This window comes from Oceanibium sediminis, from assembly GCF_003265325.1.
Classification (GTDB): Bacteria; Pseudomonadota; Alphaproteobacteria; order Rhodobacterales; family Rhodobacteraceae; genus Halovulum; species Halovulum sediminis.
The window spans coordinates 218,353-233,499 of record NZ_QGNX01000005.1 but is presented as its reverse complement, the minus strand read 5'-3'; the positions used below and the strand labels follow the sequence as shown (position 1 = coordinate 233,499).

General features: G+C 67.1%; 14 protein-coding genes and 1 tRNA gene. 9 read left to right on the top strand and 6 right to left on the bottom strand.

All coding sequences use genetic code 11. The features are described from left to right. The first annotated feature begins 560 nt into the window (after positions 1-560). Together DJ029_RS14485 and DJ029_RS14480 are read left to right on the top strand one after the other, a co-directional pair. Positions 561-989: an SH3 domain-containing protein gene (locus DJ029_RS14485; RefSeq protein WP_157966387.1), complete on the top strand. Its 429-nt coding sequence runs from the start codon at positions 561-563 to the stop codon at positions 987-989. Between the two features lie 88 nt (positions 990-1,077). Next, complete coding sequence (locus DJ029_RS14480) at positions 1,078-1,569, top strand: HugZ family pyridoxamine 5'-phosphate oxidase (protein ID WP_112323185.1); 492 nt, start codon at positions 1,078-1,080, stop codon at positions 1,567-1,569. Between the two features lie 15 nt (positions 1,570-1,584). Here DJ029_RS14480 and DJ029_RS14475 read toward each other — a convergent pair whose 3' ends face one another. Further along, complete coding sequence (locus DJ029_RS14475; protein ID WP_112323184.1) at positions 1,585-3,879, bottom strand: glycosyl hydrolase family 28-related protein; 2,295 nt, start codon at positions 3,877-3,879, stop codon at positions 1,585-1,587. 300 nt (positions 3,880-4,179) lie between these two features. Here DJ029_RS14475 and DJ029_RS14470 point away from each other — a divergent pair, with 300 nt between their 5' ends. Then, the gene (locus DJ029_RS14470) at positions 4,180-4,977 is read left to right on the top strand and encodes a peptidoglycan-binding domain-containing protein (protein ID WP_232823087.1); all 798 of its coding nucleotides are present in this window, start codon (positions 4,180-4,182) and stop codon (positions 4,975-4,977) included. 3 nt (positions 4,978-4,980) lie between these two features. Here the strand turns inward: DJ029_RS14470 and DJ029_RS14465 are convergent, their stop codons facing one another. Next, positions 4,981-5,394 carry a DUF4864 domain-containing protein gene (locus tag DJ029_RS14465; protein ID WP_198671163.1) on the bottom strand — a complete coding sequence of 138 codons (414 nt, stop codon included), beginning with the start codon at positions 5,392-5,394 and terminating at the stop codon, positions 4,981-4,983. A 140-nt stretch (positions 5,395-5,534) separates the two neighbouring features. After that, the gene (locus DJ029_RS14460; protein WP_112323182.1) at positions 5,535-7,112 is read right to left on the bottom strand and encodes a lysine--tRNA ligase; all 1,578 of its coding nucleotides are present in this window, start codon (positions 7,110-7,112) and stop codon (positions 5,535-5,537) included. Between the two features lie 169 nt (positions 7,113-7,281). Here DJ029_RS14460 and DJ029_RS14455 point away from each other — a divergent pair, with 169 nt between their 5' ends. Genes DJ029_RS14455 through DJ029_RS14445 form a run of 3 tightly spaced genes read left to right on the top strand, consistent with a single transcriptional unit; the run spans position 7,282 to position 9,645 of the window. Next, positions 7,282-7,731: a tellurite resistance TerB family protein gene (locus DJ029_RS14455; protein WP_112323181.1), complete on the top strand. Its 450-nt coding sequence runs from the start codon at positions 7,282-7,284 to the stop codon at positions 7,729-7,731. 50 nt (positions 7,732-7,781) lie between these two features. Then, on the top strand, positions 7,782-8,963 hold the full coding sequence (locus DJ029_RS14450; RefSeq protein ID WP_112323180.1) for an acetyl-CoA C-acyltransferase: 1,182 nt from the start codon (positions 7,782-7,784) through the stop codon (positions 8,961-8,963). Continuing rightward, positions 8,956-9,645, top strand: a complete 690-nt coding sequence (locus DJ029_RS14445) for a dimethylsulfonioproprionate lyase family protein (protein ID WP_112323179.1) — start codon at positions 8,956-8,958, stop codon at positions 9,643-9,645. Before DJ029_RS14450 ends, DJ029_RS14445 begins: the two co-directional genes overlap by 8 nt. 15 nt (positions 9,646-9,660) lie before the next feature. On the opposite strand, the gene DJ029_RS14440 is transcribed toward DJ029_RS14445, so the two are convergent. Beyond that, positions 9,661-10,764, bottom strand: coding sequence for a PQQ-dependent sugar dehydrogenase (locus DJ029_RS14440; RefSeq protein WP_112323178.1), 1,104 nt, complete (start codon positions 10,762-10,764; stop codon positions 9,661-9,663). Between the two features lie 95 nt (positions 10,765-10,859). Between DJ029_RS14440 and DJ029_RS14435 the strand changes: the two genes are divergently transcribed. Further along, positions 10,860-12,530: an ABC transporter permease gene (locus DJ029_RS14435; RefSeq protein WP_112323177.1), complete on the top strand. Its 1,671-nt coding sequence runs from the start codon at positions 10,860-10,862 to the stop codon at positions 12,528-12,530. 91 nt (positions 12,531-12,621) lie between these two features. Here the strand turns inward: DJ029_RS14435 and DJ029_RS14430 are convergent, their stop codons facing one another. Continuing rightward, complete coding sequence (locus tag DJ029_RS14430) at positions 12,622-13,644, bottom strand: extracellular solute-binding protein (protein WP_112323176.1); 1,023 nt, start codon at positions 13,642-13,644, stop codon at positions 12,622-12,624. Positions 13,645-13,805: 161 nt separating this feature from the next. Between DJ029_RS14430 and DJ029_RS14425 the strand changes: the two genes are divergently transcribed. Further along, positions 13,806-13,881, top strand: a tRNA-Thr gene (locus DJ029_RS14425). A 165-nt stretch (positions 13,882-14,046) separates the two neighbouring features. After that, complete coding sequence (locus DJ029_RS14420) at positions 14,047-14,445, top strand: c-type cytochrome (protein WP_112323175.1); 399 nt, start codon at positions 14,047-14,049, stop codon at positions 14,443-14,445. Between the two features lie 40 nt (positions 14,446-14,485). Here DJ029_RS14420 and DJ029_RS14415 read toward each other — a convergent pair whose 3' ends face one another. Next, the gene (locus tag DJ029_RS14415; protein WP_157966386.1) at positions 14,486-15,124 is read right to left on the bottom strand and encodes a class I SAM-dependent methyltransferase; all 639 of its coding nucleotides are present in this window, start codon (positions 15,122-15,124) and stop codon (positions 14,486-14,488) included. Positions 15,125-15,147 lie beyond the last annotated feature (23 nt).

The following is a 15,147-nucleotide window of genomic DNA, read 5'->3' as shown; positions in this document are numbered from 1 at the left end:
CGACCACGCGACCCGGGACTACGCCATCGCCCTGACCCGCCCCGGGGGCTGGCCGCCGGCGGCCACCTTCGCCCTGCGCTTCACGGGCCCCCGGTCCCTGACGATCACGACCGACCGCCACCGGATCAGCCCCGACGGCGCAACGCTCAGCGTCACCGATCGCGGCTTCGGGAACCTGCTCGCCGGGCTCGAGTTCAACGAACAGGCGACGGCGCTTCTGGGCCCCCTGGCGGTCCCCTTCCCGGCGACAGACGCCGCGCCCGGGGTGCGCGCCTTCCGCGCCTGCGCTGAAGCCCTGGCGGTCTAGGACACCCGCCCTTCGGGGGTTAAACGTGCCAATTCACACCGATTCCGCCCCATTGGCGGTGTATACTGACAGATGAGGCAGATCGTGACCGCCCGCCGGATCAACGGCGACCGCGGCCACACGCACAGCACCCCAGGGAACCCGATCGCCGCAGTGCGCGTTGGTTGTGTAAACAGGGGTATGTATCGTGTCACAGTTTTATTCTGACTTCATAACGTATTTAACCGCCACGGCGCTTGGCGCGGCGGCCCTTGTGGCAAACCTTCCCGGGGCGCGGCCCGATTCCACGCTTCTCGCCTCCAGCAGGGCGGACTTCTCGCTGATCCGCGATATCGCGGTGGCGGAGGGGATCGATATCCTGCCCGGCGCAGGGGACGATATTCCCCTCGCCAAGCTTGAGCCGGTGACCTTCAACAGGGACGGAACCGAGCAACAGATGGCGCGCGCCCGCGCCGCCGCCGACCTTGCCGACACGGCGGAGACCGCCACCGGCGTGGTTACGGCCGAGGCGCTGAACCTGCGCGCCGGTCCCGGCACGTCGAACGCCGTCGTCGCCCGCGCACTCAGGGGCGAAAGCTACAGCCTGACGGGCGAGAGTGACGGCAAATGGGTGCAGGTCTCGGGACACGGCCTCAGCCAGCCGGCCTGGGCCCATGGGGATTACCTTTCGATCACCCGCTGACCAAACCAACCGAAAGCACGGGTGCCGGGGATTTCCCAGCCGCCGCGCTTGTGGCAGTGTCGCGCCCGAGCAGCCCAGAGGTCCCGCCATGCCCGATCCCGGTTTCCTGAGTGCCGATGACACCGCCCGTGCCATGGCCCGCACGCTGCTGGACGGGGCGCGAACGGCGGCGCTTGGCGTGCTCGGCGCCGGGGGCGCGCCCTCGGTCACCAAGGTCGGCTTCGCCTATGCGCCGGACGTGGGGCCGCTGACGCTGATCTCGGACCTGTCGCCGCACACCGCCTGCCTTCGCGATGACCCGCGCGCCTCGCTGCTGGTGGAGGGTCCGGTGGAGCGGGGCGATCCGATGAACGCGGCACGGCTGACGCTGGCTTGCGTCGCGCGGTTCCTGCCACGCGACAGCGACGGGCGTGCCGCCGCGCGGGCCGCGTACCTCGAGCGCAACCCGAAAGCCGCCCTCTACATCGATTTCGGGGATTTCCACCTGGTCAGCTTCGAGATCCGCTCAGCGCATCTCAACGGCGGTTTCGGCAAGGCCTATGCGCTGACAGCCGGGGATTTCCCGGCTGCCAGCAGTTGACGGTGCAAGCCCGACCTAGTTGTTGGGCTTGTCGCCACGGATCCTCAGCTGGACCCGCCCGCTGACCGGAGTCGGGAAGTTCAGATCGATCCGCTTGTCGTTCGCGCCGCGCTGCGTCGCCACCCAAGGCACCCCGATGAACGGCGTCCCGCCGCTGACCATCGGCGCATGGGGCGTCACGCTATCCACCCCGAGCGCGATGGAGCCGAAGGGCAGCACGTCGCTGGCATCCACGCTCCAGACATTGCTGGCGGCGGCCTGCACATGATCGAACAGGGCCGGGCTTTGCGTGCGCTGGCGGACGGAGCCGTAGGTGTTCGCCTCGAACACCAGGTCGACGGTTTCGCGCAGATCGAAACTGCCGAGGCTGTCGTCGTATTCGTCCACCCGGTCGATCACCGCGCCGCCAAACAGATCGAAGGTGTTCCCGATGACCGAGATCCCGTCCATGCGGTGCCCGTTCCCGATCGGCTTCATCACGAGGAAGGTGAAGAAGTCCGCGACCTTTGTGCCGGTGAAGATGTTGCCCACGATGCTGACCCGGCCGAAAACCTCGTTCGAGGAATTGCGCGCGTCTGCCTGGTGCTCGTTGGTGAACTCCATGAAACAGTTGTCGATGTAGTTCGCGGTGATCGTGGATTTCGACTTCTTGTCGGTGAACACCAGCCCGGCGGTGCGGTCGCCCGGGTCATCCGGCTCGTCGGACCAGAAATGGTTGCCGTTTACGATATTGCCGTTGCCCGACAGCACCCCGAAATGGCGCAGGTTGATGGCGCGGCAATCGCGGATCTTGGGATCGTTCTTGTTGGTGTTGAACCCCACGCTCTTGCGCGTGGCGATGGGATCGGCCGAATCCGAGGCGTTGAACTCGCATTGCTCGATGGTGATCCCCTGGCAGGCATCCCCGAAGGAGGTGATGCCGCGCAGCCCCGCCTTGAAGAACCAGCAGTTGCGGATCGTCCACCAGATGCCGACCTCCGGCAGAAGGATGCCGTTACCGCGCCCCTCGCCGTCGAACTGGATCGAGTCGACCATGAACTGGTTCACCCGCTCGAAGCCGCTGAAATCCAGCATGTATTTGAAGCGGGTGAAGGTGTAGCTCTGCGAGGCCCCCGCGCGATAGAGCGGCTGGCTCAGCGTCAGTTCGTTCGCCGCCGGGTTGCGCCCGCGCACGTATACCTCGCGCCCGACGCCGAACCCCTCGACCAGGGAGCCGATGGCGATGGTCCCGGCATTGGCGACATTGGTCAGCTTGAGCGGATTCGAGGGCGAGTAGGTGCAAGTCTCGGTCACGACGTCCGGGTCCCAGGCCGGGGTATTGTCCGCCGTCAGCTGCCCGCCCCGGATGACGCGGCGATTGCGCATCACGCTGACGTTGCCGACCGCCGCGTGAACGTCGATCGGGCCGCTCAGGTTGACCTGGCGCCCCTGCAGGTCCAGCGTGTCATGGTCCGCGAAGTTGAACAACGCCTGAAGGGCCTTTTTCAGCGCCAGCGTCTCGTCCCCGAAAGCATCCGCATAGGCGGGGTAGTTAAAGTCCGCGCGCAGCACGAAGCGGCGGTTGTCGGGCTGAAGGATCGTGCCCTGGAACCGCACCGGAGAGAGCATAGTGATATCGCGGTCGAGGAAATAGCTGCCCTCCGGCACGACAACTTCACGCCCCTGGGCGGCCGCGTCGGCGCGCTCGAAGGCGGTGGCGTCATCGCTGACCCCGTCGCCGAGCGCGCCGTAGTCGCGCACGTCCACCCAGTCCATCAGCTTGCGGTGGAAGATGTCGGTGACATCGCGCACCGTAACGGATTCCACCCGCACCACCGCACCGGTCGCGCCGACGATATTGATGCCGAAATGGCCATAGACCGGCTGCGTGCCCCAGACCATGTCCACGCCGATACGGGCGCCCGAACCGACGATCGCGCGCACGGTGTAGACGCGGCCGTAGTCGTCCAGGGACAGCGTCGGCCCGGAAACGCCCAGCCCGCTGACCCGGTCCCCGCTGGCATCGCCCGGATAGCCGGCCACGCGCACGCCCGGCTTCGGACCTGAGATCAGCTTCACCCGCGCCGACACCTCCAGGTAGCAGCCCGGCAGGATCGGCGTTTCGCCCATGTGGCGCAGGGATTGCGGGCTCGTCGCGGTCTGGATTTCCAGGCAGTCGCCAAAATCGGGATCGCTGGCCACCAGGCTGCCCGACGGATCGGTTGCATAGGTGGTGGTGCCTGCGGTGCCGTCGCCGCTGGACCAGACGTCCAGCCCGTCGACAAAATCGGGCGGCATCAGGTCCAGGCCTTCGGTAATCGCCTTGTTCATGGGGTCACGTCCTTTTCGTTCAGCCCTCCGGCCGACCGAGGGCAGTCAGAACGCCAGACAGCCAGGCAGCCGAGGGTCCGGCCGGAATGAAAATGATCTCGGGAAGAATGACGGGGCCGCTTGCAGCCCACACGTCACGGACCGGTTCTACCCCACAAGCGGTAAACCCGGGGTTAAGAGCGGTGGTGAAATTCAGCCGTTGCCCGCATGCCCCCGGCGCGTTACGATTGCGCAACCATCGTAACAGAGTCCGCTATGCGCCCATTATTTCAGACATTTTTCTGCATTAACGCCTTGATGATGCCGCTTGCCTCATCGGTGGCGGCGCAGTCGGAACCGGGCAGCGACGATCTGGCCGCCGTGCTCGACCTGCTGACCGATCCGGTCGCCACGGCCGAGGAAATCGGCAAGCAGCTGACCGCCTGCCTGCGCCCGATCTACGAGGATTCGCTGCCCCATGACGACATCGTGGTGCTGGTCTCCTTCGGGCCCGACGGCCAGCCCGGCCTGCCCGAGTTCGTGGAACCCGACGAAGAGGACACGTTGCGCAGCCACCTCAGGCAGTTCTTCCGCGCCGAAACGGCGATCTTCGACTGCGCGCCGCTGACCAGCGGCGGGTCGATCATTTCGGACACGGAGCTGACGCTGCGCGTCGATGACGCGGGAATCTCCATCTGGGATGACGGCACCGCCGATCTTCCCGACGATGCGGCGAGCGAGCAGACCGAAGAGGCGCTGTCCCTGTCGCGCGCCGAGCGGCGCGAGATCCAGCAGCGGCTGAACCTGGCGGGCCAGGACGCGGGCGGCGCGGACGGTGTCTTCGGACCGCGCACGCGCGACGCCCTGGCCGACTGGCAGGAAGAAAACGGCCTGCCCCGCACCGGCTACCTCAACGAAACGCAGATCGAGGCGCTGAAAACCCAGACCGAGGACGCCTACGCCGCCTACCTGAAGTCCCGCCCGGCGCGGACCCAGCGCAACAACAACACAGGTTATTACCGCGGCTCTGACGGTTGCCTGCGCTACCGCGCGAACAACCGGATCGTGCCCAAGCAGTCGTTCAGATGCGACGCCAAGGGGCTGGTGCAGAGCTTCTGAGGCTCACGCCCCGAAGCTGCCGGGCCGCTTGAACTGCACGCCGTTTATTTCCCAGCCGTCCGCGGTCTGGATCATCTCGTATTCCAGAAGGTGCAGCCGCCCTGCCCGGTCGGTGACCAGCAGGCTTTGATAAAGCCGCCCGCCGCGTTCCGTCAGGCTGCTGAATTCCACGTTGGCGGGCCTCCAGACCATGGGATAGCCGTTCATCACCATCTGGCCAAACCGCTCGGGTGAGCCGAAAAGCTGCTGGATCGTTGGGCTGGCATAGGTGAAGGCGGTGGCGAAATCATCCGCCTGGAACGCGTCGAGCTGGCTCTGGATCACGCCCCGGATGTCGGTTTGCGGCGTCTGCGCGGCGGCAGAAACGCCAAGGCCCAACGCCAGCGCGAGGCCGAGGATATGCGGTCTGAGGTTCAACGCGACTCTCCCTGTCTGACTTTATCAGGGAAGTATACGCCTTGCGGGGCGAAACGGATGAATCAAGCCCGCCGGCGCGCCCCCGCGCCGACGGCTCCGCCGCCCCGTTTCGCTGTTCAGGCGTCTTCAGGCGGCGTCATTCAGGCAGTGAAATCGCCCGCCAGCGCCTGCTCGATCAGGTCGGCGGTTTCGCCGACGCCGTAGAGCGCGATGAACCCGCCGAAGCGCGGCCCCTGGGTGGCGCCGAGCACCACCTCGTAGATCGCGCTGAACCAGGCCCGCAGCGGCTCGAACCCGTGGGCCTTGCCGACGGCGAAAACCTCGCTTTGCAGGGCCTCCGCCTCCAGCGGGCCATCCCAGGCGCGCAGGCGCGCAACCAGGTCCTGAAGCGCCGCGCGCTCCTTCTCGTCGGGGGCGCGGAACGTCTTGTTCGGCTTCACGAAATCTTGGTAGTAGGCCACCGCGAAACCGGCGGCGGCATCCAGGCCGGGATGCGTGTCGGGCGCGGCATCCGCGTACTTGCGAATGAAGCCCCACAGCGTTTCCTTGTCCTCGGCCCCCGAGGCGGAGGCGAGGTTCAGCAGCATCGCGAAGGGCACCGCCATGTCGCTTTCGGGCACGTCATTTCCGTGAATATGGAACGCCGGGTTGTTCAGCCGCGCCGCCGCCTCCTGCTCCGGATAGGCGCGCAGGTGCTGGTGGTACTCGTCCACCGCCTTCGGGATCACGTCGAAGTACAGGCGCTTCGCGGTCTTCGGCTTCTGGTACATGAAAAGCTGCAAGCTCTCGGGCGAGGCGTAGCGCAGCCATTCCTCCATCGACAGGCCGTTGCCCTTGGATTTGGAGATCTTCTGCCCCGCCTCGTCCAGGAACAGCTCATAGGTCAGGGTTTCCGGCCCCGGCTCGCCCAGGGCGCGGCAGATCTTGCCGGCCTGCGTCACGCTGTCGATCAGGTCCTTGCCCGACATTTCGTAATCCACGCCAAGGGCTGCCCAGCGCATGGCCCAGTCGGGCTTCCACTGCAGCTTGACGTTGCCCCCGGTGACGGGAACCTCGACACGTTCGCCGTCCGGTTCCTCGTAGACGATGGTGCCCTTGGCGACGTTGCGCTCAAGCGTGGGCACCTGCAGGACGTGGCCCGTCTTGGGGCTGACCGGCAGGAACGGGCTGTAGGTCGCCTGGCGTTCCTCGCCCAGGGTGGGCAGCATGATCGCCATGATCTTGTCGAACCGCTCCAGAGCGCGCACCAGCATCTCGTCAAAGCGGCCGGCGGCGTAATACTCGGTGGACGAGGCGAATTCATACTCGAACCCGTAGGCATCGAGGAACTGGCGCAGGCGGGCGTTGTTGTGCGCGCCGAAGCTTTCATGCGTGCCGAAGGGGTCGCGCACCTTGGTCAGCGGCAGGTTCAGGTCCTGCGCCAGCGCCTCGCCATTGGGCACGTTCGTGGGCACCTTGCGCAGCCCGTCCATGTCGTCGGAAAAGCAGAGCAGCCGGGTGGGAATGTCGGACAGGATCTCGAACGCGCGGCGCACCATGGTGGTGCGGGCCACTTCGCCGAAGGTGCCGATATGGGGCAGGCCGCTCGGGCCGTAGCCGGTTTCGAACAAGACGTAGCCCTTCTCGGGCTCGGCCTTGCTGTAACGTTTGACCAGCTTGCGGGCCTCTTCAAAGGGCCACGCCTTTGATGCCATCGCGGCTTCGCGCAAGCTTGTCATCGTCTGATCCTCAAAATTACGGGTTGCAGCGCGCGGCGTAGCGCCGTGCCGCGCCGGGGTCAACACCCGGCGGCGTTCCGCCGGCGAATTGTGAAGCGCGGCCCTTGCGGGGATCGGCGCTCCGGGCCCATATAGGACATTGGCTTTCCTTATATCCGGCATCTGCACAATGGCACCCATCGACATCAGAACCACTTCGATCAGCGCGCAGGATGCGCTGCTGGCCCTCATGATCACCGCGTCCCTCTCGGACGAGCGGGTGTCCGCGCCCGAGCTTCTGTGGATCATCCGGATCATCGAAAGCCTGCCGATGTTCGAGGGTTACGACAAGGACCGCATCAGCGACGTCAGCCAGACCGTCTTCGACCTGTTCGAGGAGGAGGACGGCCTTGACGCGCTGTTCGGGCTGGTGCGCGACGGATTGCCTGCGTCCCTGTTCGAAACCGCCTACGCCCTGTGCTGCGACGTGATCGCCGCCGACGGCAAGGCGCGCGAGGAAGAGCTGCGCCTGCTCGAGGAAATCCGCCACGAGCTGAACATCGACCGCCTGGCCGCCGCCGCAATCGAGCGAGGCGCGCGCGCGCGCTTCGCCCACCCCGCGGTGCACGGGCTGGCGTGAGGTGACCCGACACACGACCTGACCCCGATACCTGACACAAGGAGAACCCCATGTCCGACCCCATCGTGATCGCAGGTGCCGCCCGCACCCCAATGGGCGGATTTCAGGGAGTTTTCGCCGATGTCACCGCCGCCGAGCTTGGCGGCGCGGCGATCCGCGCGGCCCTCGCCTCGGCAGGGGTGGAGGCGCGTTCGGTTGATGAACTGCTGATGGGCTGCGTCCTGCCCGCCGGTCAGGGGCAAGCCCCGGCGCGGCAGGCGGGCTTTGCCGCCGGGCTTGGCGAAAGCGTTCCCGCGACCACGGTCAACAAGATGTGCGGCTCGGGCATGAAGACGGTGATGCAGGCGCATGACCAGCTGGCGCTCGGCAACGGCGATTTCGTCGTCGCCGGCGGGATGGAGAGCATGACCAACGCGCCCTACCTGCTGCCCGCGATGCGCGGCGGCGCGCGGCTCGGCCATGGGCGCACCATCGATCACATGTTCCTCGACGGGCTTGAGGACGCCTATGACAAGGGCCGCCTGATGGGCACTTTCGCCGAGGATTGCGCCGAGAAGTACCAGTTCACCCGTGAAGCGCAGGACGAGTACGCACTTCAGTCCCTGTCCAACGCGCTCGCGGCGACCGAGACGGGGGCGCTGAGCGACGAGATCACCCCGGTGACGGTCAGGACGCGCAAGGGCAACCACACCGTCGAGGTGGACGAACAGCCCCAGACCGCTCGCCCCGAGAAGATCCCGCATCTGAAACCCGCCTTCCGCGAGGGCGGCACGGTGACGGCGGCGAACAGCTCGTCCATCTCGGACGGGGCGGCGGCGCTGGTGCTCACCCGCGAAAGCGTGGCGAAGGCGCACGGCTTGCCGGTGCGCGCGCGCATACTTGGCCATGCCAGCCACGCGCAGGCGCCGGGCTGGTTCACCACCGCGCCGGTGCCCGCCGCGCAAAAGCTGCTCGCCCGCCTCGGCTGGGGGGGGGAGGACGTGGACCTGTGGGAGGTGAACGAGGCGTTCGCCGTGGTGCCCATGGCCTTCATGCGCGAAACCGGCGTCGCGCGCGACCGCCTGAACGTGCACGGCGGGGCCTGCGCGCTGGGGCATCCCATCGGAGCCTCGGGGGCGCGGATAATCGTCTCGCTCCTGGGGGCCCTGGAACGTCACGGCAAGAGCACCGGCGTCGCCGCGATCTGCATCGGTGGCGGCGAGGGCACCGCGCTCGCGATCGAGCGTGTCTGAAGCGCCCGCGCCCCTGACGCGGCTGGGCGAGCGTCCGGACTTCGGCTACCTGCTGCGCGAATTCTACGAGCTGTACCGGCGGTCCTCCGCCGGCGGCTCGGCGCGCATCCGCACCCACCAGCGAACGGTGCGCGAGGCGATCTCGCGCGTGATCGCGGCGGACCCGGAAATCCTGGACCGCGTGCCCGAGCACAAGCCCGTCTGCGCCCACCTGCCCCGCGCCATGGACAAGGGGATGACCGCGCCGCTGTCGGGGGTGGTGCGCGCGGTGGTCAACGTGATGCCGGACCTCAGCTGGCTCTACGGCTATGACAAGCTGCCCGCGGGTCTGGGCCGGAAATTCGCCTACGCCGAAATCGCCGGGCCGCACGGGCCGGTGACGTCGCATGAGGTGATCCTGGGCCTTGTGCTGTTCGCGCCGAAATGCACCTACCCCGCCCACGCGCACGAGGGGCTGACGGAGAGTTACTACATCCTTTCCGGCGCGGTGAGCGAGAACGACACCGGCGTCGCGAGCGTCGGCTCGCTGATCTTCAACCCGCCGGGGCACCTGCACCGCATCACCGTGGACGATCGCGAACCTGCCCTGCTGAGCTATGCCTGGGTCGGCGACCCGCAGGACCTGGCCGGTCAGAAGATGGCCTTCACCCGCCCCCGCACGCCCCGCCAGACGCGGGGCTGAGCGCAGCAACGCTTCCTATCCGGGCGTGACGCGATAGGCGGCGCCGTCGCCGACGGACAGGAACCAGATACTGCCGTCGGGCGCCTCGCGGATATCGCGGATGCGGATGTAGCGATCCTGGAACAGGCGCTCGGCCTCGCTGACGGTCGTGCCCTGCCGCTCCAGCCGCGAGATCATGTCGAACTTCAGCGAGCCGACGAAGATGTCGCCCCTCCATTCGGGAAACAGCCGCCCCGAGTAGATCATCATCCCCGAAGGCGCGATGGACGGGTCCCAGTAGTGCAACGGCTGCTCCATCCCCGGCTTTGCCGTGCCCTCGCCGATCCGCCCGCCGGTATAGTGCCGTCCGTAGGAAATCACCGGCCAGCCGTAGTTGCGGCCCTTCTGCGGGGTGTTCACCTCGTCCCCGCCACGCGCGCCGTGGGCGGCGGTCCACAGGGTGCCCGCAGCGTCCAGCGCCGCGCCCTGGGGGTTGCGATGGCCGAGGGACCAGATCTCCGGCAGGCCGCCGCCGTTCGCGAAGGGGTTGTCCGCGGGGATGGAGCCGTCGCGCGCCACGCGGATCACCTTGCCGTTGTGCGCGTTGGGGTCCTGCGCCTTCGGACGCGCGCCCCTGTCCCCGATGGTCAGGAACAGGGTGCCGTCGTGCGCCTCCACGATGCGGCTGCCGAAATGCCGGCCCGCGCCCGACGCCTCGGACATCTGGAAGATCACGCGCAGGTTCTCCAGCGTGCCGCCATCGTCGGACAGGCGCGCCACCGCCAGCGCGGTGCGTGCGCCACCTGAGGCGGGCTGGGCGTAGCTGAGGAAGATCTCGCGCGTCTCAGCGAAATCCCGCGCCACGACAACGTCGAGCAGGCCGCCCTGCCCCGAATCCGCCACCCGTGGCACGCCGCCGACCGCGCGCCGCCCCTCGGGGCCGATGTGCAGCAGGCGCCCGGCCCGCTCCGTCACGAGGACAGAGCCCCCCGGCACGAAGGCGATGGCCCAGGGCTGGTCCAGGCGGTCGATCATCCGTTCGACCATGACCGTCCCGGCGCTGGTTTCCACGCGCTCCTGCGCATGGAGGGGGGCGAAGCTCAGCACTGCCACGCAAATCACCGCGATGAGGCGTTTCATTCCGGCGCTCCTTTCCTTTATACATTGGAGGATATAGAAGCCCCGCGCCCGCTGAAAAGCGGGAATGACCAAGCTGTGAAGGCCACTTTTCGACAATGAACGACCGCCTGTTCCATATGCTCGCCTGGGCCGCCGCCGGGCTGTGCCTGCTGCCGGTCGCGGCGGTGATCCTGGCCGCTGTCAGCGGCGACCTGAGCGGGTGGAGCGCGCTGTCCTCGACCGTACTGCCGCGCTTCACGGCGAATTCCGTCGCGCTGGTGCTGCTAGTCAGCATGGGCACCTTCGTGATCGGCACCAGCACCGCCTGGCTGGTCACGACCTGCCATTTCCCCGGCCGCCGCCTGCTGGAAGTGATGCTGGCGCTGCCGCTGGCCTTTCCCGCCTACGTGCTGGCCTATGCCTATACCGACCTGCTGGACCACCCCGGCCCTGTGCAGACGCTGCTGCGCGAGGTGACCGGCTGGGGCCCGCGCGATTACTGGTTCCCCGAGATCCGCTCGCTCGAAGGGGCGGCGGCGATGCTGACGCTGGTGCTTTATCCCTACGTCTACCTGCTGGCGCGCGCGGCCTTCCTGACGCAGTCCTTCGGCGGCTACCTTGCGGCGCGCGTGCTCGGCAAGGGGCCCTGGACGGCGTTCTGGCGGGTCAGCCTGCCGATGGCGCGCCCCGCGATCGCGGGCGGCGTGCTGCTGACCGTGATGGAGACCATCGCCGACTATGGCACGGTGTCCTACTTCGGGGTGCAGACCTTCGCGACCGGCATCTACCAGGCGTGGTTCTCGCTCGGGGATCGCACGGCGGCAGCACAGCTGGCGCTGTGCCTGCTGAGCGTCGCCCTGCTGCTCGCCACGTTGGAGCGGATCCAGCGCGGCGCGGCGAAACGCTACCCCTCGGGCGGCGGGACCGAGATGCCGCGCCAGGAACTCGGCGGCGCCGCGGCCTGGGGTGCGGCGCTGTGGTGCACGCTGCCGGTGCTGTTCGGCTTCGTGCTGCCGATCGTGATCCTCACGACGCTGGCGTGGGACGCGAACCAGTCGCTGCTGTCCGCGCGCTACCAGGGGTTCATGCGCAACTCGCTGATGCTGGCCGCCATTGCCGCCGTCGTAACCGTCGCCGCGGCGGTTCTGGTCGGCACCGCGGCGCGCCTGAAGCGTAGCCGCGCGACCCGTGCGATGACGCTGCTCGCGGGGGTCGGCTACGCGGTGCCGGGGGGGGTGATCGCGGTGGGGCTGATGGTGCCTTTCGCGGCGCTCGACAACAACCTCGATGCGTGGATGCGCGCCACCTTCGGGATCAGCACGGGGCTGTTGTTCACCGGCTCGATCTGGTTGCTGGTGCTGGCCTACATGGTGCGGTTCATGGCCGCCGCGCTGAGCGCCTTCGACACCGGGATCACGGGGATCAACCCCTCCATCGACGCGGCGGCGCGCACGCTTGGCAAAAGCCCCGCGGGGATGCTGTGGCGCGTGCACCTGCCGCTGATGAAGACCGCGCTGCTGACCGGCGCGCTGATCGTCTTCGTGGACGTGATGAAGGAACTGCCGGCCACGCTGATCCTGCGCCCGTTCAACTTCGACACGCTGGCGGTTCAGGCGCATCGCCTCGCCGCGGATGAGCGCCTGTCCGAGGCGGCGCTGCCCTCGCTCGTCATCGTGGCGTTCGGGCTGCTGCCGGTGATCATCCTGTGCCGCTCCATCGCGCGGCACGCCACGCCGAACCCGCGCCCGGCGCTGGACCCGATGGCCGCCGAAAGCGCCAAGGGCTGAAGGCCCCCTCCCGCGCACACCTACGCGCACGAAAAAGGGGGAAGGACCGCGTGGCCCTTCCCCCCTTTCGCAAAGCAGCGCTGATGGGCGCTTACTCGAAGCCGATCTCGTTATAGACCTGCTGCGCCTCGGGCGTGTTTTCCGCCACCTCGCCGAGGCCAACGGTGTCCGAGCGGAAGTAGCCGAGTGCGGCCACGGACGGCGCGAGCGCCACGCCGGAAACGCCGGGATACTCGTCATTCCCGTTGGAGAAATACTCCTGCGCCTGATCGCTGGCGAGGTATTCCAGGAACTTCACCGCATTGTCCCGGTTCGGCGCATGGGCCGCGACCCCGCCGGTGGACACGTTCACATGCGCGCCGTAGCCCGACTGGTCGGGGAAGATCCACCCGATGTTGTCCAGACCGGAGGTCACGCCGTCCACCTCCGTCCGGATCGCGCGGGCGAAGTAGTAGGTGTTGGCCACCGCGATATCGCACTCTCCCGACACGAGGCCCCGCAGCTGGTCCGTATCGCCGCCCTGGGGATCACGGGCGAGGTTGTTCTTCAGCCCCTCGGCCCAGGCTTTCGCGGCATCGCGCCCCTCATGGGTGATGATCGCGGCCAGCAGCGTCTGGGAATAGACGTTGGTCGCAGAGCGCGTGCAGATCAGCCCCTCGTAACGGGGATCCGCCAGGTCGGCATAGGTCCGGGGCGGCTCTTCGACGCGGTCCTTGGCATAGAAGATGATGCGCGCGCGCTGCGAGAAGCCGAACCAGTGCCCTTCGGGATGACGCAGGTAATCCGGGATGCGGCGGTTCAGGACTTCGCTTTCGATCGGCTGGTACAACCCTTTCTGATCCGCGCGATAGGTCCGGCTGGCGTCGACGGTCAGCAGGATGTCGGCGGGCGAGTTCGCCCCCTCGGCCTCCATTCGTGCGATCAGCTCGTCGGCATTGCCCTCGATCCGGTTGATCGTGATGCCGGTCGCTTCCTCGAAGTCGCTGTAGAGGCGCTCGTCGGTATCGTAGTGCCGCGAGGAGTAGATGTTCAGCTCACCATCCGCAAAGGCGGGCAGGCCGCCGAGCGTGACAACGCTGGCCAGGAGCACAGCAATTGGTCGGGTGAAAGTCATGGGATGTCTCCGTTTCGTGTTGCGTCGTCGTATGGATGAGTGATCCGACTATTTTAGTCAAGATATTAAGTTGACTAATTTGCTATGCTAATTTCACCGCCCCGCGAAGGGATGCAAATATCGTTGCACGAGGCGCGCAGACCCACTAAACACGGCGGCGTGCCCCTATAGCTCAGCTGGTAGAGCGCTTGATTTGTAATCAAGATGTCGGGAGTTCGAGTCTCTCTGGGGGCACCACCGGAGTTCATTCCAGAAAAATCAAAGCGTTGACGCCGCCCCAAGGGGGCGCGGCACCCTGTCGCCTGCACGCCCTTCCCCGCGTTGCGCCCCATGACGAATATCAATGCGCAAGCGGCGGGAGCCGTGGATCATTTACCCTGTACGAAAGTCAGGGAGGCCACGATGAAGCTCGCAACGATGACGCTGGTCCTTGCGGCCGGATTGATCCCCTCAGCCATCCAGGCGCAGGCGGTGGGAGAGAGGGAATTCATGAACGCCTGTGCGTCATGCCACGGCGCGGACGCCAAGGGCAGCGGCCCGGTCGGCGATGCGCTGACCATCGTCGCGCCCGACCTGACCGGCCTTTCGGCGCGCAATGGCGGAGCGTTCCCGTTGCAGCATGTGGTGCAGATCATCGATGGCCGCAAGGGCGTGCGCGCCCACGGGTCCGAGGCGATGCCGGTCTGGGGCGCGGTCTTCAAGGCCCCGATCGAGGGCGAGATCTCGGACGCCGGTGCCGAAAACGCGGTGCGCGGGCGCATCCTGGGGCTGGCCTACTACCTCGAGTCGATCCAGGAATAACGCTTGGCGGCGGGCCGTCCCGCACGGCATTCGGGCGCGGCTACGCCTCGGTATAGCGGCGCAGCGCCCACTGCCCGGCGGGACCCGCCGCGACGATGCGCCAGTCGCTTTGCCGCACGAACTCCTGCACCGCCGCGAAGACGCCATGGTGCTTGCCAGTCGGATTGATCTGCCAGTCGTCGCCCAGGATGGTCCCGCTCGGGGCCACCAGGGCGTCCAGCGCGAACAGCTCATTCAGCGTCTTCTGGTAGGAATGGCTCGCATCCAGATACACCCAGTCCAGCGGCTCGGCGATCTGGTCCTTGCAGGCCGGGAACGCCCCCTCCACCACGACCGTGTCGACCTTGGGAAACTGCGCGCAGCGCAGGATGGCCTCGTCACGGGCGACGGCGGTGGGAAGCTCGTCGTTGTTGGTGTAATCCAGCTTGCCCCAGTTGAACGTCGGCCCGATCAGCGTCCAAGGATCGACCAGGTACAGCTTTCGCGGGCGGAGCACTTCGCAGATACATTCACTGAAATGGCCGCGGAACACGCCGATCTCGGCGCCGATGCTGCGCCGGCCCGGTTTGGCGTAGTCGAGGATCCATTCGCGGCGGGTCAGCCGCTTCCATTCCGATTGCGGAAACGGGTAGCGCAGGGAAAGGCGATCCAGTTCCGCCCGTATTTCAGGGCGCTTCATCGGGGGGAGGGCCAACCGATCCT